The sequence below is a fragment of the Actinomadura sp. NPDC049753 genome (assembly GCF_040674655.1).
Taxonomy (GTDB): Bacteria; Actinomycetota; Actinomycetes; order Streptosporangiales; family Streptosporangiaceae; genus Spirillospora; species Spirillospora verrucosospora.
Genome location: NZ_JBFARL010000053.1, coordinates 19,467 through 42,476, shown reverse-complemented (window position 1 = coordinate 42,476; position 23,010 = coordinate 19,467). Strand labels below are relative to the sequence as shown.

Genomic DNA, 23,010 nt, shown 5'->3' with positions numbered 1-23,010 from the left:
CCGCGCTGCCGCTGGCGGCCGCCGCCGTCACGGCCCTCGCGGCCGTCGCGGTTGCCGTCCCGGCCGCCCTGGGACTCGCCGTCCTCGGCGTTCTGCTCACGGCCCTGACGGTCGCCGCGTCCCTCGGAAGCCCCCCGGTCCTGCTTCTCGCCCCGCTGCCGACCGCCCTGCCGCTCGGCCTTCTCCTGCTTGTCGCCCTGGACGGCCTTCTCGGCCGTGCCGGACTGCGCCTCGGACGCGGCCGCGTTGTCGGACCCGGGCGACGCCACGGGCGCGGCGTCGGCGATGGCGACCTGCTCGTCGGGCACCTCGCGCTTGGCCGCGGCGCGGCCGCGGCGCGGGCGCTCGGCCGTCACCGCGGCAGCGGCTCCCTGCTCGCCCCCCGCCGAGCCCTGCCCCTGGCCGCCCTGCTTCTCCTGAATGGCGGCGATGAGCTGGCTCTTGCGCATCCCGGTCGTGCCGGTGATGCCGAGGCTGGACGCGAGCGCCTTGAGCTCGGGGAGCACCATGGCCGACAGGCCGGTGCCGCGGCGGCGCCGGGGGGCGGCGGGCTCCGCGCCGGCCGGAGCGGCGGCGGTTTCCGTGCTCGTTGCGTCCGTAAGGAGTTCGCTGGATTCGCTCACTAAGGGTCCTTCCCAGGGCGCGGGCGTTGGCCGGCGTTCGGCCAGTCGACCCGGTGGTGCGGCCCGGCGGGGGCGCCGGATCGGGCTCCGCTGATCACGATGGAACCGGGATCTGCGTGTTCTGGGCACAGCCAGATGATGGACGGGACGTTCCGCTCGTGCGTGTCCCCGGTACCGCCACGTCCGAAGTTTCGCTGGAATGCCTGACAACGGGAAGTCACGGTGTCGGGGAGCCTGGTACGCGGGACCGGCACGACCGGAGGGCCGAAATGGTGACGCGCGGCTGACGAGCACGCTGCCCCGAACGGGGCATCTGGTGCGGCAATCAGCCTAACATCACCAGGGCACACTGCTATTCCCCAGAGGTCGATGTCTTCGCATTTTACCTAGCCGGATCCTCCCGGACCGGCACCGGCCGGAGCGACGCGCGTCCCCCGCCCACGGCGCCGCCGTCAGCTCCGGAACTCCGATTCCCGGGTCATCACGCGTGCGCCGCGGGTCGCGACGTCCAACGGGTGTTCGTGCCACCCTTTACCCACTTCGGCGCCGATCGAATCAGCCCGTGATGCGGTTGTGAAGGCCAGGACAGTGGGCCCCGCACCGGAAATCACGGCCGGAACGCCCGCGTCCCGCAACCGCGCGACGAGCGCCGCCGATTCGGGCATGGCCGGTGCGCGGTAGTCCTGGTGGAGCCGGTCCTCGGTCGCGTCGAGCAGGACGCCGGCGTCCAGGCCGCGGGTGAGGGCCGCGACGAGCAGCGCGGCCCGCCCCGCGTTGGCGGCGGCGTCCCCGTGCGGGACGGTCTCGGGCAGCAGGCCGCGGGCCCGCTCCGTCGCGAGCCGCTGCTCGGGGACGAACGCGACGACCCGCGTGACCTGCGATTCCAGCCGCACCGACCGGGGGCCGCCGGGCGTCGTCCAGGCGATGGTCAGGCCTCCGGCGAGGCAGGGGGCCACGTTGTCGGGGTGGCCCTCGATCTCCGTCGCGAGGCGCAGCGCCCCGGCGTCGTCGAGGAGCTTCCCGGCGGGGTGCAGCGCCCGGGCCGCGACGATCCCGGCGACGATCGCGGCGGACGAGGAGCCGAGGCCGCGGCTGTGCGGGATGCGGTTGCGGCAGCGCAGCCGCAGCCCGTCCGGGCGCGCGGGACCGCTTCCGGCCAGGTCGTCCAGGACGTCGAAGGTCCGCCGCAACACCCGCACGATCAGGTGCCGCTCGCCGCGGTCGGCGACCTCGGCGCCCTCGCCGTCCACCTCGATGGACAGGCCGCCGCCGGTCGCCTCGACCTCGACGTCGTCGTACAGCTCCAGCGCGAGGCCGAGCGAGTCGAATCCCGGGCCCAGGTTGGCGCTGGTGGCGGGGGTCCGCACCAGCACCGGGCCTTCCTGCCAGCCCACCTCAGGTGAGGCCGAGCTCGGACGCGGCCGAGTGCGCGTCGACCTTGATGGTCGTCGGCGCGGGCGCCCCGGAGATGGCCCAGTCGGGGTCCTTGAGGCCGTTGCCCGTGACGGTGCAGACGACCCTGGACCCGGCCGCGACCCCGCCCTGCTCGCTCGCCTGGAGCAGGCCGGCGACGCTCGCCGCGGAGGCGGGCTCCACGAACACCCCCTCCTCCCGCGCGAGGTGCCGGTAGGCGGCGAGGATCTGCCGGTCGGTGACCGAGTCGATCGCGCCGCCGGACTCGTCCCGCGCGGCGACCGCGAGGTCCCACGAGGCGGGGTTGCCGATGCGGATCGCGGTGGCGATCGTCTGCGGCTTCAGGACGGGCTCGCCCTTCACGAACGGCGCCGCGCCGCTCGCCTGGAAGCCCAGCATGCGCGGGGTGCGCGAGGCGAGGCCGTCCTTGGCGTACTCCTTGTAGCCCATCCAGTACGCGGAGATGTTTCCGGCGTTGCCGACCGGCAGGCAGTGGACGTCGGGCGCGTCGCCGAGCGTGTCCACGATCTCGAACGCGGCCGTCTTCTGGCCCTGCAGCCGGTACTTGTTCACCGAGTTGACCAGCGCCACCGGGTAGTCGACCGACAGCTTGCGCGCCAGTTCGAGGCAGTCGTCGAAGTTGCCGTCCACCTGGAGCAGCCGGGCGCCGTGCACCAGCGCCTGCGCCAGCTTGCCCATCGCGATCTTGCCGTTGGGCACCAGGACCGCGCAGGTCATCCCCGCCCGCACCGCGTACGCGGCGGCGGACGCGGACGTGTTGCCGGTGGAGGCGCAGATGACGGCCTTGGCGCCGTCCTCTGCGGCCTTGCTGATCGCCATCGTCATGCCGCGGTCCTTGAACGACCCGGTCGGGTTGGCGCCCTCGACCTTGAGGAACACCTCGCAACGGGTCATCTGGGAGAGCCGGGGGGCCGGCACGAGGGGGGTACCGCCCTCCAGCAGGGTGACGACGGGCGTCGCGTCCGTCACCGGAAGCCGGTCGCGGTACTCCTCGATAATGCCGCGCCACGCGCGGGCGTTCGCGTTCACTCGGTCTCCTCGGCTGACCTGCGATGTTCGCCCGAAGTCTACCGGGACCGGCCCCGCCTCACTCGTCGCCTTCGACGCGCATGACGCTCGTCACGCCGCGGACGATCTCCAGCTCCCGCAGGCCCGCCACCGTGGCCGACAGCGCGGCGTCCGGCGCCCGGTGCGTAACGACGACGAGCTGCGCCTCCTCGCCCGAGCCCACCTGCCGGACGGCCTGGATCGACACACCGTGCCTGGCGAACTCCTCGGCGACCGTCGCGAGCACGCCGGCCTCGTCCGTCACGTCCACCTCGACGTAGTAGCGGGTGACGGTCTCGCCCATCGGCAGCACCGGCAGCTTCGCGTACGTGACCTCGACCGGGCCGGGCGTGCCGCCGACCACGTTGCGGGCGACCGCGACGAGGTCGCCGAGGATCGCCGACGCCGTCGGAGCGCCGCCCGCGCCCGCGCCGTAGAACATCAGCGAGCCCGCCGACTCCGCCTCGACGAACACCGCGTTGTACGCCTCGCGGACGCTCGCCAGCGGGTGCGACCTGGGGATCATCGCCGGATACACGCGGACCGACACCCCGCGGCCGTTCCGGCCGTCCTCCGACGGGATCCGCTCGCAGATGGCCAGCAGCTTGACGACGCAGTCCATGCCCCGGGCGCCCGCGATGTCGGCGGAGCTCACCTCGGTGATGCCCTCGCGGTGGACGTCCGCGGCCGTCACCGGCGTGTGGAAGGCGAGCTGCGCCAGGATCGCCGCCTTGGCCGCCGCGTCGAAGCCCTCCACGTCGGCCGTCGGGTCGGCCTCCGCGTAGCCGAGCGCCTGCGCCTCGTCCAGCGCCTCGTTGAAACCGGCGCCGTGCGTGTCCATCTGGTCGAGGATGTAGTTCGTGGTGCCGTTCACGATGCCGAGCACCCGGTGCACGTGGTCGCCGACCAGTGACTCCCTCAACGGCCGCAGCAGCGGGATCGCGCCCGCCACGGACGCCTCGTAGTACAGGTCGGCGCCGTACTCCCGCGCCGCCGCGAACAGCGTCGCCCCGTCCTCGGCCAGCAGCGCCTTGTTCGCGGTGACGACCGACTTGCCGGCCTTCATCGCCTCCAGCATCAGCGTCCTGGCCGGCTCGATACCGCCGATCACCTCGATGACGAGGTCGATGTCGTCCCTGGTCACCAGCGTCTGCGCGTCCGTGGTCAGCAGCCCCGGGTCGACGCCCGCGCGCACCCGGTCCGGCCTGCGCACGGCGATCCCGGCCAGCTCCAGCGGGACCCCCACCCGCGCGGCCAGATCGTCCGCCTGCTCGTTCAGCAGCCGGACGACCTCCGTGCCGACCACGCCGCAACCGAGCAGCGCCACGCGCAGTCCGCGTTTCACGCTTCGACCTCCGCATCGAGCCGCAGCAGGTCGTCCGCGCTCTCCCGCCGGACGATCACGCGCGACCTGCCGTCCCTCACCGCCACCACGGCGGGCTTCGGGACATGGTTGTAGTTGCTGGCCATCGACCGACAGTACGCACCGGTCGCCGCCACCGCCACCAGATCCCCCGGCGCAAGATCTTCGGGGAACCACAGGTCCCGCACCACAATGTCGCCGCTCTCGCAGTGCTTGCCGACAAGCCTACTGAGCATGGGGGCGGCCTCGGACGACCTGCTCGCCAGCACCCCGGTGTACTCGGCGCCGTACAGGGCCGTGCGCAGGTTGTCGGACATGCCGCCGTCCACCGAGACGTACGTGCGCAGGCCCTCGACGTCCTTGACCGTCCCGACCTCGTACAGCGTGACGCCGCCGGGGCCGATGATCGCCCGGCCCGGCTCCACGGTCAGCCGCGGCATCGCCAGCCCGTACGCCCGGCACTCGCGCGCCACGATGGCGCGCAGGCCGTCCGCGATCGACTTCGGGTCGTGCGGCTCCTCGCCCGGCACGTACGCGATGCCGTACCCGCCGCCGAGGTCCAGCTCCGGAAGCTCCACGCCGTGCTCGTCCCGGATGGCCACCAGCAGCTCGGCCAGCCGGTGCGCGGCCACCTCGAACCCGTCCACCTCGAAGATCTGCGACCCGATGTGGCTGTGCAGCCCCACCAGTTCGAGCTGCTCCAGCTCCAGAACCCGCCTGACCGCCTCCAGGGCCGCCCCGGAACTCCTGGAGAACCCGAACTTCTGGTCGTCGTGGGCAGTGGCGATGAACTCGTGCGTGTGCGCCTCCACACCCGTGGTCACGCGCACCATCACCTTGGCCCGGACGCCCATCTCCTTGGCGAGATACCCCACCCGGGCGATCTCCTCGAACGAATCGAGCACGATCCGTCCGACCCCGACCTCCAGGGCCTTCTCCAGCTCCCACGACGCCTTGTTGCTCCCGTGCAGCGTGATGCGCTCGGTGGGAAAGCCCGCCGCCAGCGCCACGGCGAGCTCGCCGCCGCTGCACACGTCGAGGCCGAGCCCCTCCTCGTTCAGCCACCGCGCGACGGCCGTGCACAGGAACGCCTTGCCCGCATAGTGGACGTCCCCGTCATGGAACGCCGCCGCGTACTCCCTGGCGCGGCTCCGGACGTCCTCCTCGTCGTAGACGTAGAGGGGCGTCCCGTACTCCTTCGCCAGGTCCCGGACGTCCACTCCCCCGACGGTGAGGACGCCCTCCTCCCGCTTGGAGTTCCGCGGCCACACAGAGGGCTCAAGCGCGTTCAGGTCCTCCGCCGGCCCGGCCGGATGATCCTCCGGCAGGACGTCGGCATGCCGCGGCCCGGCAGGGTGTACTCGACTCATATCCGCTCTCTAGGTGTTTCACCGATCATGTTCAGCCCGTTGCCGAGGACGACCTTCACGGCCTCCGCCAGGCCGACCCGCCCCGCGTGCACCGCCCCGGGCACCTCATCGCCCAAGGGCAGCGCGGGACAACGCTCGTGCACCTCGTGGTACGCCCCGGCAACGCTCTCCAAGCACAACATCAGGGGCCTGGCGTCGCCTTCCCGCTCCGCCTGCGCGGCCCGCCCGGGAACGTCCCCGAGCGCCCCCACGAGCTCCTCCGCACCACCCTCGAACGGCCCGGCCCCGACCCCGAGTTCCCGCGCCCAACGCCCCACCCAACAGGCCCTCGCGTAGGCGTAACGCACCGAGAACCCCGGATTCTCGAACGTCCGGGGCCACTCACTCCACCCGCCCCGCGGCACCCGCGCGACCCCGTAACGAGGATCACGCCGGATGACCTCCACCAGCTCGGGCCCCACCACGACCCTGACGAACCCCGGCCCGGAAACGCTCCCGCCGACCCGCCGCGCGATCACCCACGGATCGACACCGAGCCTCAGCGCCACCGGACTCTCGAAAACCCCGCCGCCCCGCCCGAAGACCACGACCTCCTCGGGAACCGCGACATCGATCTCCCCCGCGTCCACGGCGTCCCGCACCGCCCGCGCGAGAGCATCCCCTGGAGTCACCCTGGTGAGACTAGCCGACCACTATCTGGACACCGCGGCGAGTTTCCGCACCGTCTGGATCAGCTGATTGGGGTCGAACGGCTTCGTCACGTACGCGTCGACACCGATCTCGTGCCCCCGCCGCACATCATGCTCCTGCGCCCGCGCCGTGATCATCACGACCCTGATGTGCGCGGTCCCGGGGTCCTCCCGCAGCCGCACCGCGGTGACCCACCCGTCCAGCCGGGGCATCATCACGTCCAGCGTGATCACGTCCGGCCGGACCTCCGCCACCTTCTCCAGGCAGTCCTGGCCGTCCACCGCGGTCGACACCTCGAACCCCTCCAGTTGCAGGTTCACGGCGATGAGCTGGCGGATCACCTCGTCATCATCGACGACCAGCACGCGTCCCAGTGGCTCGGTCACGGCCTCGAAGTTAGCCCACCAGACCCCCTGAACGCACGGCGAACCTCTGCGTGCGCGTCACCCCGCCAACCCTGGTAACCTCATACCGCGTCGCGCCCCCTTAGCTCAGGGGATAGAGCAACGGCCTCCGGAGCCGTGTGCGCAGGTTCGAATCCTGCAGGGGGCACCTCAGACGACCACCGCAAACCCCGGTAGACCAGGCACGTTGCCTGTCGCCGGGGTTTGTTGCATATGCAGCCATGTGCCAGCGAGAGCCGCTGATTGTCACGCTTCCCGAAACACACACGGAACGCGATCAAGGCCATCCGCTCAGGCCCCCCGCAGAGCCCCGGCACGGACCTGGCGCTCAAGCTAGGCGGCATCCGTTCGAACCAGAGACCGTCCTCCCCCGACAAGGGGCCTCGGTCAGGCCGCTGGGCCGCCTGCCCCCAGCCGCCGACGGCCCGGGAAGCAGGGGTTGTGCCCGTGACGGTCGCCGAGAGGTGGGACTAGAAGACCTGAACTTGGTGCGAAGAAGCTTCGTCTCTACGCAGCGGGGATCACTGTGCAAGTGCTGTTAGCCCAGTTTTTTGAAGCGCGCTAGCTGGTGCAGCGGGCGCTTGGAAGACTTGCAAGAAGCTATGAAATTTGCACCGGACCCCTTTTTTTATCGCTCGATGAGGTCGAGGACTCCAGAGCCACTAGCGCGCCGCCAGTAGCGCACGCCGCGATCAAAAACAGGAGTTGCTGCAACGATGGGAGGCCGTCGTACCCGGCCAGGGTGGACACCCCCGCACTGATAGCCGCCAACGCTGCTACCAAGCGGGAGCGTAGGTGGCTTCGGTCGTGAGGCTTCCTGGTCATGATCTCCCGCACTCCACGCTTCACTGCGGATGGTACCCGCTTCATAAGACGCGTGCCGTGCCCGCTGCGTGCCCGTTGAAGCAGACAATCAGGAGCATGTGCGGTCGCTCGCCAGAGACGGTACCGGTCAAAGTCGACGGCGCTCATGCTTTCGGTGCCTCGCCGTTGAGGCTCAGGAGGAGGCACGTGTGATGTTGTGCAATGCGCTCCAACAAGGCGAACAAGAGACGGGCCCCACGCGGTTGAAGGGGTCGAGATTCCCGAGCGGGCTCAATTTCCGCTGTTCTGCCTCCAGCGCTTCCTGCTCACGAAGCAGCTCAGCTGCTCTGTAAAGCTTCAGTTCCGGCAGCTCGTCGTAGGTGTACGCCATGCCGCCGCCAGCAGGGTAGTACGCGCCACTGCGCGAACACGGGGTCCTTGCTCCCACGTACTGCAGGTCATCGGGGCTGTCTGGGTCAGCCTCCAGATCACGGACCAGGGCGGCATGGGTTTGTTGGCCACCCGAAGTCTCAAGACCAGCGATGACCATGCTGTCTGTCAGCCTCGCCAAAGCGTAGGACCGGAGCTTCTCTCGCCTACTCATGTCCTCATAATGGCTCGCTCGGCTGCAAGCAGGCAGGGTTTCCGGACAGATAAGCGTGTGGAGCGGACGATAAGGAGCACGAGCGGTCATCAGCGGGTTAAGGGCAGGTCAGCGGCGGTGCTAGTGATCGTTGATCTGGTGAAGTGACCTCCCAAGCTGACAGCACCGACCCGAGGAACCGTGATCCGGAACATATGCGGAACGGTGGAGCGGGCAACGACATCCGGGGGGCGCGCTCAGGTCACAGGGGTTCCCCCGGTTGATCAGATACACGCCCTCCGGAGCCGTGGATCGTCGCGGGTCCCGAAACCTATGCCGAACGCGGTCGAGGCCATCTGCCCAGGCTAGTCACCCCAACGAAAGAGCCCTGTGCGAAAGCGGGGCTCAGGCTAGCGTCGAATCCGCTCCGGCCAGAGACCGCCCTATCGGTCCAGAGGCCGACGGCGCTTGCGCCGTCGGTGCCTCGCCGTTGAGGCTCAAGCGTCAGACGCCGGCACCGTTGCCGAAGGCTCTGGCCACCGTCTCGCGCACCTGGCCGTAGAGATGTGTGTGTGGTGACGCATCCAAGCCCTCCGCCCGGAAGACCGCATCCGTGAAGCCGTCCACGTCACTCGGTGGCGAATCGCAGAGCGCATCGTGGTCCTCCCGCGACAGGCAGAAACCGAGATCGATGCAGAGGGCACGGAGCAGGAGAGCGATGTCCTCGCGAGACAGCTTTGCCGGTTCCACGACTCTACGGTGACACACCGCCCAGCCCGGGTGCTGTGATCGGCGCCCTTGTCGGCCGGTGCGGTGGCCCAGAAAACGTCCTTTGCTCGGCTGCTACTGCTCGTCCTCCGCCATGGGAAGGTCGCCGTCGCGGGGGTTGTCTGTGATGCAGACACGACACGGACAAGCAGTACCGTTCGCCGTCCTGACCACACGGACGCAGCCATCGTCGAACGACTCGGGACGCTGCCGTATATCCCGCCGTGTGGCTCTGGTTCGACTCGCGCCTCCGCTGGAAACCTCATTAGCATCGAAGTCCTGCGACTCCCTCTTGAGCGCGGCGGCCGCGTGTTGCGAGGCGGCTGTTGTTCTAGCCGTCCTGTGGCTCTGCCAGGCCCATGGCGAAGGCGAACGTTTTCAGGAACTGCTGGTACGCCGGGTCCGGCTCGCTCGCTGCCAAGGTCGCCAACTCGTCGGCGACCCGGTGCTTGTCCGCGTCGGAGAGTTGGTTGAGCAGGTAGCCGGCGTACTCCTGCTGTTTGAGCGCCGTGTCGTCGTCCAAGACCGTCTCGTCACAGGTCTCGAAGAACCACGTGTACGCGACTACCGCCTTGAGCAACTGCGTGACCAGCTGAGGGGATTCACTCATCCCCGCATCCCACCAGGCCCCGCCGACAGGCTCCCTGTCGAACCGCGGTCAGGCGGCATCGTCGAACGTCATGGGGCAGGGTGGAAGTAGACGGTCAGGCTCACCCAGGGGTCGTCAGCGGTGATCTCCTCGTGCAGGACCAGCTCGCGCTGGTGACGCGCGGCGGAGAGATTCTGGGGGTCGTCACCGTCACCGACGTGCTCCGCCGCCTCTTCTCGCGTCCGCGGCTGAGCCGGTGATCCTCGCTCATCATGGGATCGATGAGGCGTCCGGCGAGGAGGGCCTTCTGTGGAGCACCAGGAGGGCTCTGTCGTCTGTCAGTTTGCCGTGGGCGAACTGCTCTAGGTCGTGGTGGACGGTAGGAGCGATTTCGGCGGGGGGCAGGTGCTTCCAGGCGGACAGGCGGTCTTCCAGGGGGTAGAAGGTGCCGGACGGGTCGCGGGTCTCGGTGATGCCGTCAGTGCATAGGAGGAGCGTGGAATCGGTTGGGAAGTTGAACGGTGTGACCGTTCGTGGTTCTGGGCTCAGGGAGGCTAGGCCCAGCGGCAGGGAGGCCTCTCCCAGGTGTATCTGGCCGGTTCCTTGCTCGGACAGTTGATAGGGCGGGATGTGGCCGCAGTTGATGGCTTGGGCCGTCGTTTCCGAGCCGATGCCCAGGATCAGGGCTGTGACGAATCGTTGTTCCTCGCCCGTCTGGGCGACGAAGGAGTTGTGCCGCAGGACCGAGTTCTCCAAGGCGTCCACGACGGCGGTGAGCGTCGGCTCTGCCAGGGCCGCCTCGCGGAACGAGTTGAGGACCGCGAAGGCCGCGCTGATGGCGGGGAGGCCCTTGCCCTGGACGTCGGCGATGAGGACGCGGCTGCCGTAGGGGGTCGGCATGGCCTCGTAGACGTCGCCGCCGACCATGCTGTCCTCCTCGACCGGCTCGTACAGGCCGTGGACGACGAGTTCGGCGGTGGCGAGGGGGAACGGGCGCAGGATCTGGCGCTGCAGGGCGGCCGCCGCGGAGCGGAGCCGGCTGATCTCCCTTTCCTGGCGGACGCGGCGGACCGCCTGGACGACGCTCAGGCCGTCGAGCGCGACGGCGAAGATGATCACGCTCGCGGTGGCCGCCGCGTTCGGCAGCGGGCTGCGGATCAACGAGCCGATGATGACCAGGATCGTCCAGACGGAGGCGACCGCGGTCTGCCGGACCGTCCCGCGGCCGGCGATCAAGGGGGGCAGGAAGACCAGGAACGGGGCCAGGCCGGTCTCCCGGTCGAGCGCGACGCCGGTCACCGCGAGGGCCGCGGTGATCCCCACCAGCCATCCCGCCACGACCCGCCAGGTGAGGCCGCCCTCTCGCGTGACGGCGTTCGGATCCTCCGAGATGCCCATCTCCTGCCCCGTCGAGAGCCGTCCGTACTGTGATCATTAGAACACGGAGGGTGGTGGACGGAGCGCGGTCACCAGGGTGGAAGAGGCGCGGCGGTCCGGGGCCGGCGTGGCGCCGCGTCGACCCCGGACCCGCGCCGGCGGCTACTCCGCGTAAGGCTGGTCGGCTCCCTGGGCGCTGTACCCGAGGCTCCAGATGTAGCCCTCGGGGTCGGCGAAGGTGCCGCCGTACCCGCCCCACGGCAGGGCGCCGGCGGGCTTGAGGATCGTGGCTCCGGCCTTCTCGGCCTCGGCCATGACCTCGTCGACGCGGGCCTCGCTGCGGACGACGTAGGTGAGCACCAGCCCGCTGAAGCCGCTGCCCTCCGGGCTCGTCCCGACCTGGTCGGCGAGGCCGTCGCGGCCGTAGAAGCCGACGGGCGAGGCTCCGTCCGACTCGAAGAACACCGAGATGCCGTAGTCGTTCTTGATCGTCCAGCCGAGGCCCTCGGTGTAGAACCGCTTGGCCCGGTCCATGTCGCGGACGGCCAGCAGAATCGAACTCACGTGCGCCTTCATGTCATGTCCCCTCGTAGGCGTGGTGGGTGCCGCGGGCGGAGGGGATCAGCCCCGCCGCCCGCTTGCATGGATCACGCTACGTAAGGCCCGGGGGTGAGCACTTCTCGATTCCTGATCGATCCTTTCGGGTGTTTCAGGGGGTGTGGAGGTCCAGGGCTGCGCGGATTATCGAGTCCGTGTCTATGCCGTGGTGGCGGTGGACGTCCTCTATGGAGCCGGACTGTCCGAAGGCGGTGACGCCCAAGGTGGTGCAGGGGACGTTGTTCACCCCGGCCAGGAAGGCCAGGGTGTGGGGGTGGCCGTCGAGGACGGTGACCAGCGGGGTGGCGCGGGAGGCGGGGAACGCCTGCTCCAGGATCCAGTTCGGGCCGTCGTCCTGGCCCTGGCGGGAGCGGAGGGCCTGGAAGAGCAGGCCGGGACTGGTCACGCAGACCACGTCCGTGCCGACGCCGGCCTGCTCCAGGCGGTCGGCGGCGGCCAGGGCCTCGGGGACGAGGGCGCCCATCGCCGCGAGGGTGACGGCGGGACGGGCGGAGCGGCGCAGCGGGTAGGCGCCGGCGATCACCTGGCGGCGGCGGCGCTCGCGGGCGGCCGGGTCGGCCGGGACGTCCGCGAGGGTCTGGTCGACCGGGCGGGTCGACAGGCGCAGGTAGGCGGAGCCGCCGTCGGGGCGGCCCAGGCGGGCCATGCTCGCGAGCAGCGTCCATTCGGTGTCGAGGACGAACGCCGGCTCGTAGGCGACGCAGCCCGGCTGCTCGACGCCGATGGACGGGGTGACGATGGACTGGTGCGCGCCGCCCTCGGGGGCCAGCGTGACCCCGGACGGGGTGCCGATGAGGATCGACTGGCCGCCCGCGTAGATGCCGAACGACCAGGGTTCGAGCGCGCGGCCGACGAACGGGTCGTACAGGACGCCGATCGGCAGCAGGGGGCGGTTCCAGCGGCTCCAGGTGGCGCCGAGTTCGCCGAGGAGGCCGACCAGGTTGGTCTCGGCGATGCCGAGCTCGATGTGCTGGCCGGCCGGGCCCTCCCGCCAGTGCAGGATCGTCTCGCCGTCGTCGGCGAACCAGTCGCGGCGTTCGGTGGTCGACCAGACGCCGACCTTGTTCACCCAGCCGCCGAGGTTGGTGCTGGAGCTGACGTCCGGGCTCACGGTGACGACGCGGGCGGCGGCGTCGGGCGCCTCGCGGGTGAGGTCGAGCAGGAGCCGGCCGAGGGCGGCCTGGGTGGTGGCGGTGCCCTTGGGGGTGCGGCCGATGTCGTCCGGCACGGCGGGCGGGGCCTGCGGCGCGGCGGGGGGCCGGCGCAGCCGCGCGGCGGTTTCGGCGCACAGGCGGGCGGCCGCAGATCCGTCCTCGAAACGGGCCCAGGGGGCGTCCGGGTCGGCGCCCAGGCGGGGCGCGAGCTCGGCGATCTGGTCGGCGGTGAGGAGGGACGAGTGGTTCTGCGGGTGGCCCTCGCTGGGCAGGCCGTGGCCCTTGACCGTGTACGCGAAGATCACGGTCGGCCTGGTGTCGTCGATGGCGTCGAACGCCTCGGCCAGGGTGCCGAGGTCGTGGCCGCCCAGGTTGCGGAGGGCCGCGAGGAGGGTGGCGTCGTCGAGCGTGGCGATCAGGCGGGCGACGGGCTCGCTGCCGCCGGGGAGGCGGTCGCGGAGTTCGGCGGCGTCGCAGCGCAGCAGGCGCTGGTACTCGGGGTTGGGCATCGCGTCGATGCGGGCGCGCAGGTCCGCGCCGCCGGGGCGCTCGAACAGCTCGGTCAGCAGCCGGCCGTACTTGAGCGTCAGCACCTGCCAGCCGGCGGCGGCGAACATGCCCTTCAGCCGGTGCGCGGCCAGGTACGGCACGACGCGGTCGAGGGACTGGCGGTTGAGGTCGACGATCCACACGATCTCGCCCAGGTCCGCCACGCCCGGGTCGAGGATCGCCTCCCAGACGGCGCCCTCGTCCAGTTCGGCGTCGCCGACGAGGGAGTACTGGCGTCCCGCGGGCGCCCCTTCCACGTACCGGCGGGCGACCGCGCCCCAGATCGGCGCGGTGGCTCCGATGCCCACCGATCCGGTGGAGTAGTCGACCGGGTCGGGGTCCTTGGTCCGGCTCGGGTAGCTCTGCAGGCCGCCGAACTCGCGCAGGGTCGTCAGGTACCGCTCGTCGAGCTCGCCGAGCAGGTAGTTGATCGCGTGCAGGACGGGGGAGGCGTGCGGCTTGACCGAGACGCGGTCCTGCGGCCCGAGGTGCCGGAACCACAGCGCCGTCATGATCGACGCGATCGACGCCGAGGACGCCTGGTGGCCGCCCACCTTCAGCCCGGACGGGTTGGGCCGGACGCGGTTGGCGTGGTGCACGATGGCCGTGGAAAGCCACAGCACCCGCCGCTCGACCTCCTCCAGCACCCCGGAGTGCGTGGCCGCCGCCACCGGATCGTTCATCTTCGGCTCCTTTGCCTCAGCGCCAGGGCGGGGTCAGGCCGACGGAGATCGACTGGCTCTCCGTGACGGCCTCCGCGATGGAGCGGCCGCCCAGCCGGCCGTGACCGCTGTCGGTGCCCGGCGCACCGCCGAACGGCAGATGCAGCTCCCAGTGGTCGCTGGTGTCGTTGACGGTGACCTGTCCCGCGCGGAGCCGGCCGGCCACCGCCAGGGTACGGTCCAGATCGCGTCCGGAGACCGCCGAGCTCAGCCCGTACCGGCCGCGGTTCTAATCGGCTGGGGGCGGGGGGACGAGGTCCAGGGAGGTGTGGACGGCGGTGGGCAGGTCGCGCAGGCGGTGGAGCGGCAGTTCGAGCGGGGTGACGTCTCGCGCCCACGGGGCGGCGTCGGCCACGACCGTGCGGGCCTGCCGCTTGGTGAGGCCCGCGTTCGCGTCGATCAGGGCGTCGCGCCAGACGTTGGCGACCTTCCCGTGCGCCCGGTCCATGATGGCGCGCACGATCCGCCGCGGCCGGTCGTCCGTGCCGGACGGGGTGCGCACCGCGTCCACGGTCGAGCCGCGCCGGGTCAGCTCGTACACGGGCGCCAGCGACGCGGCCTCGTCGGCCAGGTCGCCGGGGGGCTCGGGCAGGAACACCCGCACCTGCTCGGCGCGCGTGGCCAGCAGCACACGGACCAGCGCGCCCTCCAGCCCCGGGGGCAGCGCGACGGCCGCGCGCCGCACCCGCGCGGCGTACGGCTTGGCCAGCCACGTCGTCAGCCGCACCCGCGGCACCTGCGGGAGCACCTGCTTGGGCCAGTCACCGACCAGGACGTCCGGCCGCAGGTCGGCGACGTCGTCGGGCGACGCGTGCACCGCCGTCCGGGCTTCGACGGCCTGGGGCCCCTGGGTGTAGATGGCGGTGGCGAACCGGTCGGCGCGGGCCCCGGCGGCCGGCAGGCTCTTGCCGGTCGGCCGCAGGATGTACAGGTCGGCGCGCGAACCGATCGCCTCCGCGCCGAAGTAGCCGTTGAAGTCCGGGTAGACGGCCTCGCTCACCAGGTTCAGATCCTGCAGCGCCTGCTGGACCTTCAGCGCGAGCATCGGGGTGCGGTCGCTCGCCCCGTAGGCCAGCAGAACGCGCCCCTGCCCCTGGTCTCGCAGGCCCTGCACCGCCCGGGCCACGAACAACCCGACGCCTTCCGGCGTGTACGGAGGATCGGTCACCGCCAGATCCGCGTACTCGACGGCCGACGCAGGCAGCCCCAGCCTCAGGTCCGCCCAGCGGGTGCGCACGTCCAGCCCCAGGTCGGCGGCGCATGCGTCGATGTAGGCCAGGATCCGCTCGTCGACGTCCACGACGGTGGTCTGCACGCCCGGATGGACCAGCCCGACGGCCAGCGAGGTCAGATCGTGGTCCCCGACGCACAGCAGGCGCGTGCCCGGCAGCCAGAACCGCGCTCCCAGCAGCAGCGCCCGCCGCACGACCGTCTCCGGTGTGGCCGACACATGGTCGAGGACGTGCCGCGCCCGCGGCGCCCGCTCGATCAGCCCGGCCACGCGCTCCACCACGGCGGCGTACTCGGGGAGCAGGTGCCCGACGGGGTCGGCCGGGTCGAGCGGACGGTACCCGGTGCGCAGGGACTCGGCGATCTCGGCGCCCTGCTCCGGGGTGAGGCGGAACCGGTCGCCGCCGGCGTGCTCCAGCGAGAGCCCGGCCAGCAGCGACTCCACCGAGCGCCGCGGCGCGCCCGTCTCCCGGACCAGCTCGCCGAGCGTCCGCCAGCGCCGGTCCGCCAGCAGGCTCAGCGCGGCGTGGATCCGCCGGGGATCCATGTCCGCCGCGATCGGCACTCCCCCATCAGCCACCCGCGAATGCTATCGGCGCGCGGGTCCGCGGGGATTCGCCGCGAGGACGCCGCGACGTCGCCGAAGATTCACACGGCCACCTCTGGTCACGATGAGCGCTTCTCTCGCTACTTTAAGTAGCGTAGCCTCGGGGTATGCCCCTCCCCACAGAGCCCATCGGCAGCATCCCGCGTCCCCAGGAACTGCTCACCGCCTCGCCGTCCGAGCTGGCCGCCGCCCAGGACCGCGCCGTGCGCGAGACCCTGCGCCGGCTGGAGGAGCTCGGCTCTCCGGTGGTGACCGACGGTGAGCAGTCCAAGCCGAGTTTCGCCACCTACCCGATCGCGGGCCTGGCCGACCTGGCCCCCGACGGCGCGGTGATCCCGTTCGCCGACGGGCACCAGCGGCAGCTGCCGCGGCTGACGGCGGGCCCGTTCCGCTACACCGGCCACGCCGTCGACTACCTGCGCGCCGCCCAGCGCCACGCGACCGCGCCGGTCAAGCAGGCCGTGATCGCCCCCTCGGCGCTGAGCCTGCTGTACCCGGCCGACGGCATCGACGGCTACCCGCGCGAGATGTTCCTGGACGACCTGGTCGACGAGGCCGAGGCCGACATCCGCTCCTGCCTGGACGCGGGCGCCCACGTGGTGCAGCTCGACTTCACCGAGGGCCGTCTGTCGCTCAAACTCGACCCCAGCGGCGGCGTGCTCGACTCCTTCATCGCGCTGAACAACCGGGTCCTGGAGCGCTTCTCCGCCGACGAGCGCGCCCGGATCGGCGTGCACGTGTGCCCGGGCGGCGACCTCGACTCCACCCACAGCCTCGACGTCGACTACGCGGGGCTGCTGCCCAAGCTGTTCCAGCTCAGGGCCGGCAACTTCTACCTCCAGCTGGCCAGCGAGCCCGACCCCGACCGGATCCTGGCCATCGTCGGCGAGCACCTGCCCGCGGACGCCCGCGTCTTCGTCGGCGTCGTCGACCCCATCGACCCCCGCGTCGAGACGCCCGAGCAGATCCGCGACCGCGTCCTCGCCGCGGCCCGCCACCTCCCCGTCGACCGCCTCGGCACGTGCGACGACTGCGGGTTCTCCCCGTTCGCCGACGACACCTCCACGTCCCGCGACACGGCCTTCGCGAAGATCGCCGCCCGCGTGGAGGGCACCGCCCTGGCCGCCGCCGAACTGGGCGTCTGACCCGCCGCCCGTCTCCCCGACCACACCCCCGCACCTTCGGACCTGACGGCACGCCCGCGGCCGCGGGCGCAGGCGGCCTGGTCTGCTGACGGCGATGCGGGGGTGTGGCGGGCCGTCCATCTCCATGCGGCGCGTCCGGCGCGCTGTCGGCTCGGCACCTGCACCGGCCTCCCCGACCTCGACCCGGCGGTTCCGGCACGGTGGTCGGCCATTGCGGTCACTGGGAGGGATGGTCGGTCGCGTCCGAGGAGGGCGGGGTCCGGATGAGGAGCATCACCAGGACGGCCACGGTGGTCAGGGCCAGTGCCGAGACGGTCGCCGCGGTGGTGTAGCCGTGCACGAGGGCGCCCGCCCGCGAGGCGGCCGGGCCGTGCTCGCGCAGGTAGCCCGCGGTCGCGCCGATCGCGACGGTGTTGACGACGGCGGTCCCGATCGATCCGCCCATCTGGGACGCGGCGTTGACGACCGCGGCGGCGACCCCGGCCTCGCGCGGGGAGACGCCCGCGGTCGCCAGTGAGAACGCCGGCGGGAACACGGCGCCCATGCCGATCCCGAGCAGGACCTCGACCGGGACAACGGCGGTGGCGTAGCCGCTGCCCGCGTCGAGCCGGGTCAGGACGGCCAGCCCGGCCGCGGCGATGAGCAGGCCGGCGGCGATCAGCAGCCGGGCGGGCACCCGCCGGGTGAGCCGGGCGCCGACGAGGTAGCCGCTCGCGGAGTTCGCGACGGCCATCGGCAGGAACGCCAGCCCGGTGCGCATCGGGGAGAAGTGCGCGACCACCTGGAGGTAGTAGGTGAGCGTGAGGAAGACCCCGAAGGCGCCGACGACCGCGGTGGCCACCGCGAGGTAGGCGCCGGCCCGGCCGCGGTCGGCGAGGATCCGCAGCGGCAGCAGCGGCGCGGCGTGCCTGGCCTGGCGCACGGCGAACAGGGCGAGCGCCAGGGCGCCGACCGCGAGCGGCGCGGTGGTCCGCCAGGCGTCCCAGCCGTGCGGGGCGGCCTCGCCCGCGCCGTACACGACGGCCGCCAGGCCGCCGGTGACGAGGACGGCGGAGATCCAGTCGACGCGGCCCCCGGGGAGGCCCGGCGGCGCGGGAAGGACGATCCGTCCCGCCACCGCCGCGGCCGCGGCGATCGCGACGTTGACGTAGAGGCACCAGCGCCAGTCGGCGTACTGGGTCAGCGCGCCGCCGAGCAGCAGCCCGACCGCCGCGCCGCTGCTCGCCACGGCGCCGTAGACGCCGAACGCCTTCGCGCGCTCCTTGGGCTCGGTGAACGTCACCGCCAGCAGCGACAGGGCGGTGGGCGCGAGCAGCGCGGCGAACGCCCCCTGCAGGGCGCGCCCGACCACGAGGACCCCGAAGCCGGGCGCGGCCCCGGCGATCATCGAGGCGACGGCGAACCCGGCCAGCCCGGCCAGGAAGCTGCGGCGCCGCCCGACCAGGTCGGCGATCCGGCCGCCGAGCAGGAGCAGCCCGGCGAAGGACAGGGTGTACGCGGTGATCACCCACTGCCGGTCGGCGTCGCCGAAGCCGAGCGCGTGCTGGGCCGTCGGCAGCGCGATGTTCACGATGGTGGCGTCCAGCGCGATCATCAACTGGGCGACGGCGATGACGACCAGCGCCGCCCAGCGCCGGTTCGGGACGCCCGCGGACGGACCGGACGCGGTCCGCGCCGTGGTGGCGGTCATGGAACCCACCTCCTCTAAGTGAAGGGTTCTCCTCCGGATATTAACTGGAGGTTTCTTCTCCGTCTAGGGGTGGATCGTGCCTCGATCGCCTTCCCGGCACGCCCGCACCGGCGGCCGACGACGGCCGGACCGCCGGGTCGGCACGGCACTGAGCTGCGGAATCACCGCCCGCGACCTTGCCGTCTCTTGGTGATTTCAGTAGCTTTGCCCCTTCAAGACGCCGTCCAGGCGTTTTGTCCCACCGTGGTGTTCGCGAGCCCGGTGGTGCGGGGCACCGTCCCCGCGCGACAAGGCCCGAGATCCCTCATCGATCGGGCCCCACATCGTCAGCGCCGCTGTCTCCCAGCGGCACCCGCCGAGTCCGCCGTGGCGCGGAGCCGGGGACCCAACCCGAACTGGGGTGAATCGGCCTGCTCAGGCCGTAGGGCGACTTCCACGTCCGAACCCGTCAGCTAACCCGGTAGGCGGCACATGGAAGCAAGGAGCCCCCCTTGAAAGGCAAGCACGTCAACCGGCCGCGCGTTCTCCGGCCCGGTCCCTGGGCCACCGTCACGCTGACGGGCCTCGCCGTCTTCGGCGCGACGGCGGCCATGCCGACGACCCTGCAGCACGCCTCCACCGAGACGGTCGCCGCCGTCCAGACCGTGCCGCAGCAGCGGACCGCGCCGCGGCAGGCGGCGCCGCAGGAGCAGGTCAGAGCACAGGCCCAGGTCCAGAAGGAGTACAAGGCGCCGGAGAAGGCCCGGACGCCGGCGAAGGCCGAGACGCCGGCGAAGGCCGAGCCCCGGAAGCAGGCCGCCGAACCGAAGCCGGACGCGCGGTCCAAGGTCATCACGCGGGCCAGGACCTGGCATCCGCACACCGGCCAGCGGGTCCCCTACAGCCAGACCAGCACGCACGACGGCTACCGCACCGACTGCTCGGGCTACGTGTCCATGGCGCTGGGACTGCCCAAGCCCGGGACGAACACCGTCGGCCTCACCTCGTCGCGGTACACCGAGCGAATCACGATCTCCGAGCTGAAAAAGGGCGACCTCGTCATGGACGCCCTCGGCAGCAACACCACCCGGCACGTCGTCATCTTCGAGAAGTGGGCCGACAAGGAGCATTCGTCGTACTGGGCCTACGAGCAGCGCGGCCGGTACGGAACCGACCACCGCAAGCTCGACTACGGGCTCTCCTCGGGCGACGAGTACAAGGCGTACCGGCCGACGTCCCTCAAGTAGGCCGTCCCTCAAGTAGGCCGTCCCTGAAGACGCCCGGCATCGGCGGGACGCCGGTGCCGGGCGGAACGGGCCTCGGAGAGAGAGGTCAGACCGAGCGGACGGCCCGCAAGGACTCCTTCAGGGAGCCGAGGGTCGAGAAGACGGCCGTGGGTTCGTAGCCGCAGTGGGCCATGCAGTTGGCGCAGCGTGAGTCGCGTCCCCTTCCGTAGGAGTCCCAGTCGGTCTCGTCCAGGAGTTCCCGGTAGGTCTGCGCGTAGCCGTCCGACATCAGGTAGCAGGGACGCTGCCAGCCGAAAAGGGAGTAGGACGGGATCGCCCAGGCCGTGCAGGGGAAGTCGACCTTGCCTTCCAGGAAGTCCAGGAACAGGGGCGAGTGGTTGAAGCGCCACCGCTTGCGGTTGCCGTCCCCGAACGCTTTGCGGAACAGCTCCCGCGTCTCCTGGACGCCGAGGAAGTGGTCCTGGTCGGGCGCCTTGTCGTAGGCGTAGCCCGGCGAGATCATCATCTCGTCGACCCGGAGGTCGTCGTTGAGGTAGTTCATGACGTCGATGACGGTCTGCGGCGTGTCCGTGTTGAAGATCGTCGTGTTGGTGGTGACGCGGAAGCCCCGCCGCTTGCACTCCTTGACGGCCGCGACGGCGTCGTCGAAGACGCCCTCCTTGCAGACGGACGCGTCGTGGCGTTCCCGCAGCCCGTCGATGTGCACCGCCCACGCGAAGTACGGCGACGGCGCGAACTTGTCGATCTTTTTGGGGATGAGCAGCGCGTTCGTGCACAGGAAGACGAACTTCCTGCGGCGGACGAGCTCGTTCACCAGTTCGTCGATCTGCGGGTGCATCAGCGGCTCGCCGCCCGCGATGGAGACCATCGGCGCGCCGCACTCCTCGATGGCGGCGAGCGCCTGCTCGACCGGCATGCGTTTCCTCAGCACGTCGTGCGGATGCTGGATCTTCCCGCAGCCGGCGCAGGCGAGGTTGCAGGCGAACAGGGGCTCCAGCTCGACGATGAGCGGGAACTTCTCCCGGCCGCGCAGCTTGTTGCGGAGGATGTAGCCCCCGATGCGAAGGCTCTGGCGGAGCGGCATGCTCATGGTGTCCGGACCTCCTCGTGCAGGGTGAACTCGGCGGTCTCCCCCGGTCCGCGCGCCCGCCTCATGCCGCGCCCTCCAGGTAGCGGCCGAGCGCGCTCAAGGGGAAGACCAGGCGGTACAGGTGGTAGTTGATGTAGAAGTCGCCGGGGAAGCCGGTGCCGGTGAACTGGTCCTCGTCCCAGTTGCCGTCCGGGCGCTGGTGGTCGACGAGCCACCGCACGCCGGCCTCCACGACCGGGGTGCGCTCGCCGGCGGCGAGCAGCGCCAGCAGCGCCCAGGCCGTCTGCGACGGGGTGGACTCGCCCCGCCCGATCCACGCGGGGTCGTCGTAGGAGCGCAGGTCCTCGCCCCAGCCGCCGTCGGGGTTCTGGTGGTCCTCCAGCCAGACCACGGCGCGCCGGATCGCGGGCTTGCCGGGACGCACCCCGGCCGCGACGAGCGCGGGCACCACGCTGCCCGTGCCGTAGACGTGGTTCGCCCCCCAGCGCCCGAACCACGAGCCGTCCGCCTCCTGCGCCCTGAGCAGCCACACGACGGCGCGCCTGACCACGGCCGACTCCGCGAGGCCCTCCTTGGCCAGCGCCTCGACGACATGGGCGGTGACGTCGGCGGACGGCGGGTCGATGACGGCGCCGAAGTCGCAGAAGGGCAGCTTCGTGCACAGCTCGCGGGTGTTGTCGGCGTCGAAGGCGCCGAAGCCGCCGTCGCGCGAGGCCATCCCCTCCAGCCAGCGGACGGCCCGCCTGATCGGCTCCTCCGCCGCCGGTAAGGCGGCCTTGCGCAGCGCCAGGATCGCCTCGGCGGTGTCGTCGGTGTCGGGGTAGACGTCGTTGTCGAACTCGAACGCCCAGCCGCCCGGCGGGACGTCCGGCCGCTTCACCGCCCAGTCCCCCGGCCCGCGGACCTCCTCGCCGACGATCCATTCGGCCGCCCTCAGCAGGGACGGGTGGTCGGCGGCCACGCCCGCGTCGGCGAGCGCGTTCACGGCGAGGACCGTGTCCCAGACGGGCGACTGGCACGCCTCAAGGCGGCGTCCCTTCCCGTCGCGGATCGTGAAGCGTTCGAGCCCGTCCAGTCCGCGCCTGATGACCGGATGGTCGAGGCCGTAGCCGAGCTCGTGCAGCGCCATCAGCGAGTACACCCACGGCGGCTGGATCCCGCCCCAGCAGCCGTCGGCCTCCTGCCTGGCGACGATCCAGTCGGCGGCCCGGCGCAGCGCCGCCCGGCGCAGCGGGCGCACCGGCCGCCTCTCGTACACGTGCAGGACGCGGTCGAGGGCGTTGAACGCCGCCCCCCAGCCGCGGGCGCCCCTGACCGGCACCACGCCGCAGCGCAGCTCGGGCAGGTCGAACGGCAGAGCCCGGACCGGACGCAGCGACCCGAGGATCGTCAGCGGGACGATCGTCTGCCGCGCCCAGCACGCCCAGTCGTAGACGTTCAGGGGGACGCGGCTCGGCAGGAGCATCAGCTCGGGCGGCATGACCGGCAGGTCGTCCCAGGACCACTGGCCGAACAGCGCCAGCCAGATGCGGGTGAAGACGCGGCTGCCCTCCACGCCGCCCGCCTCCCGCACGTACGCGGCGGCCCTGCGCATGTGCGCGGCGTCCACCGGGTCCCCGGCGAACCTCAGGGCGACGTACGCCTCGATCGTCGTGGACAGGTCGGCCGGGCCGCCGTGGAAGTTCGCCCACGTGCCGTCGTCGCGCTGCCGGGAGCGGATCCAGCGCGCCGCGTCCTTGGTGTCGGCGTCGGAGCGGATGCCGAGGAACTGGCGGAGCAGCAGGTCCTCGGCGTCCATGGTCACGTTGGTCTCCAGCTCGGCCTTCCACCAGCCCTCGGGCGACTGCAGGCCGATCAGGTGGTCGCGGGCGGCGTCGACGGCGGCGGCGGCCGCGCCGGTGAGTCCGGACACGTCGGTGGTGGTCAT

General features: G+C 71.6%; 19 protein-coding genes, 1 tRNA gene, 1 pseudogene and 1 riboswitch. Of the genes and pseudogenes, 3 read left to right on the top strand and 18 right to left on the bottom strand.

The features are described from left to right. The 7 genes from AB0K37_RS16630 to AB0K37_RS16600 all read right to left on the bottom strand — a co-directional run. A partial coding sequence (locus AB0K37_RS16630) for a Rho termination factor N-terminal domain-containing protein (RefSeq protein ID WP_363981200.1) occupies nucleotides 1–623 on the bottom strand: 623 nt, incomplete at its 3' end. Nucleotides 624–1,075: 452 nt separating this feature from the next. Continuing rightward, the gene (gene thrB, locus AB0K37_RS16625; RefSeq protein ID WP_363981197.1) at nucleotides 1,076–1,996 is read right to left on the bottom strand and encodes a homoserine kinase; all 921 of its coding nucleotides are present in this window, start codon (nucleotides 1,994–1,996) and stop codon (nucleotides 1,076–1,078) included. Nucleotides 1,997–2,018: 22 nt separating this feature from the next. Next, the gene (gene thrC / locus AB0K37_RS16620; RefSeq protein WP_363981194.1) at nucleotides 2,019–3,086 is read right to left on the bottom strand and encodes a threonine synthase; all 1,068 of its coding nucleotides are present in this window, start codon (nucleotides 3,084–3,086) and stop codon (nucleotides 2,019–2,021) included. A gap of 58 nt (nucleotides 3,087–3,144) precedes the next feature. Continuing rightward, nucleotides 3,145–4,431: a homoserine dehydrogenase gene (locus AB0K37_RS16615; protein WP_363981212.1), complete on the bottom strand. Its 1,287-nt coding sequence runs from the start codon at nucleotides 4,429–4,431 to the stop codon at nucleotides 3,145–3,147. A gap of 14 nt (nucleotides 4,432–4,445) precedes the next feature. Next, the gene (gene lysA, locus AB0K37_RS16610) at nucleotides 4,446–5,837 is read right to left on the bottom strand and encodes a diaminopimelate decarboxylase (RefSeq protein WP_363981191.1); all 1,392 of its coding nucleotides are present in this window, start codon (nucleotides 5,835–5,837) and stop codon (nucleotides 4,446–4,448) included. Then, on the bottom strand, nucleotides 5,834–6,508 hold the full coding sequence (locus AB0K37_RS16605; protein ID WP_363981188.1) for a DALR anticodon-binding domain-containing protein: 675 nt from the start codon (nucleotides 6,506–6,508) through the stop codon (nucleotides 5,834–5,836). Before AB0K37_RS16605 ends, lysA begins: the two co-directional genes overlap by 4 nt. A gap of 21 nt (nucleotides 6,509–6,529) precedes the next feature. Beyond that, nucleotides 6,530–6,892, bottom strand: a complete 363-nt coding sequence (locus AB0K37_RS16600; RefSeq protein ID WP_363981209.1) for a response regulator — start codon at nucleotides 6,890–6,892, stop codon at nucleotides 6,530–6,532. A 115-nt stretch (nucleotides 6,893–7,007) separates the two neighbouring features. Between AB0K37_RS16600 and AB0K37_RS16595 the strand changes: the two genes are divergently transcribed. Beyond that, nucleotides 7,008–7,079: transfer RNA gene (locus tag AB0K37_RS16595), tRNA-Arg, on the top strand. Nucleotides 7,080–7,928: 849 nt separating this feature from the next. Here AB0K37_RS16595 and AB0K37_RS16590 read toward each other — a convergent pair. The 8 genes and pseudogenes from AB0K37_RS16590 to AB0K37_RS16555 form a co-directional block, all read right to left on the bottom strand. Then, nucleotides 7,929–8,339: a hypothetical protein gene (locus AB0K37_RS16590; protein WP_363981185.1), complete on the bottom strand. Its 411-nt coding sequence runs from the start codon at nucleotides 8,337–8,339 to the stop codon at nucleotides 7,929–7,931. Nucleotides 8,340–8,822: 483 nt separating this feature from the next. Then, nucleotides 8,823–9,068 (bottom strand): hypothetical protein, encoded by a 246-nt coding sequence (locus AB0K37_RS16585; RefSeq protein ID WP_363981182.1) that lies wholly within the window; start codon nucleotides 9,066–9,068, stop codon nucleotides 8,823–8,825. A 349-nt stretch (nucleotides 9,069–9,417) separates the two neighbouring features. Next, a complete protein-coding gene (locus AB0K37_RS16580) occupies nucleotides 9,418–9,696 on the bottom strand; it encodes a hypothetical protein (RefSeq protein WP_363981179.1) in 279 nt (92 codons plus the stop codon). Nucleotides 9,697–9,945: 249 nt separating this feature from the next. Continuing rightward, on the bottom strand, nucleotides 9,946–11,073 hold the full coding sequence (locus tag AB0K37_RS16575) for a PP2C family protein-serine/threonine phosphatase (protein ID WP_363981176.1): 1,128 nt from the start codon (nucleotides 11,071–11,073) through the stop codon (nucleotides 9,946–9,948). A gap of 141 nt (nucleotides 11,074–11,214) precedes the next feature. After that, complete coding sequence (locus AB0K37_RS16570) at nucleotides 11,215–11,616, bottom strand: VOC family protein (protein WP_363981173.1); 402 nt, start codon at nucleotides 11,614–11,616, stop codon at nucleotides 11,215–11,217. 145 nt (nucleotides 11,617–11,761) lie between these two features. Continuing rightward, on the bottom strand, nucleotides 11,762–14,056 hold the full coding sequence (locus tag AB0K37_RS16565; protein ID WP_363981171.1) for a pyruvate dehydrogenase: 2,295 nt from the start codon (nucleotides 14,054–14,056) through the stop codon (nucleotides 11,762–11,764). 16 nt (nucleotides 14,057–14,072) lie between these two features. After that, nucleotides 14,073–14,312 (bottom strand): annotated as a pseudogene (locus AB0K37_RS16560) (aldehyde dehydrogenase family protein); the annotation flags it as partial. A 12-nt stretch (nucleotides 14,313–14,324) separates the two neighbouring features. Then, nucleotides 14,325–15,905 carry a bis-aminopropyl spermidine synthase family protein gene (locus AB0K37_RS16555; RefSeq protein WP_363981168.1) on the bottom strand — a complete coding sequence of 527 codons (1,581 nt, stop codon included), beginning with the start codon at nucleotides 15,903–15,905 and terminating at the stop codon, nucleotides 14,325–14,327. A gap of 134 nt (nucleotides 15,906–16,039) precedes the next feature. Here AB0K37_RS16555 and AB0K37_RS16550 point away from each other — a divergent pair, with 134 nt between their 5' ends. Next, nucleotides 16,040–17,077, top strand: coding sequence for a cobalamin-independent methionine synthase II family protein (locus AB0K37_RS16550; protein WP_363981165.1), 1,038 nt, complete (start codon nucleotides 16,040–16,042; stop codon nucleotides 17,075–17,077). A 217-nt stretch (nucleotides 17,078–17,294) separates the two neighbouring features. Here the strand turns inward: AB0K37_RS16550 and AB0K37_RS16545 are convergent, their stop codons facing one another. Next, nucleotides 17,295–18,767: an MFS transporter gene (locus AB0K37_RS16545; protein WP_363981162.1), complete on the bottom strand. Its 1,473-nt coding sequence runs from the start codon at nucleotides 18,765–18,767 to the stop codon at nucleotides 17,295–17,297. 343 nt (nucleotides 18,768–19,110) lie between these two features. Further along, a riboswitch (cyclic di-AMP (ydaO/yuaA leader) is annotated at nucleotides 19,111–19,249 on the top strand. A gap of 9 nt (nucleotides 19,250–19,258) precedes the next feature. Here AB0K37_RS16545 and AB0K37_RS16540 point away from each other — a divergent pair. Beyond that, nucleotides 19,259–19,993, top strand: coding sequence for a hypothetical protein (locus AB0K37_RS16540; protein ID WP_363981159.1), 735 nt, complete (start codon nucleotides 19,259–19,261; stop codon nucleotides 19,991–19,993). An 85-nt stretch (nucleotides 19,994–20,078) separates the two neighbouring features. On the opposite strand, the gene hpnH is transcribed toward AB0K37_RS16540, so the two are convergent. Both hpnH and shc read right to left on the bottom strand, forming a co-directional pair. Continuing rightward, entirely contained in the window at nucleotides 20,079–21,083 is a 1,005-nt protein-coding gene (gene hpnH, locus AB0K37_RS16535; protein WP_363981156.1) for an adenosyl-hopene transferase HpnH, read from the bottom strand. A 61-nt stretch (nucleotides 21,084–21,144) separates the two neighbouring features. Further along, nucleotides 21,145–23,010 carry a squalene--hopene cyclase gene (gene shc, locus AB0K37_RS16530; protein WP_363981153.1) on the bottom strand — a complete coding sequence of 622 codons (1,866 nt, stop codon included), beginning with the start codon at nucleotides 23,008–23,010 and terminating at the stop codon, nucleotides 21,145–21,147.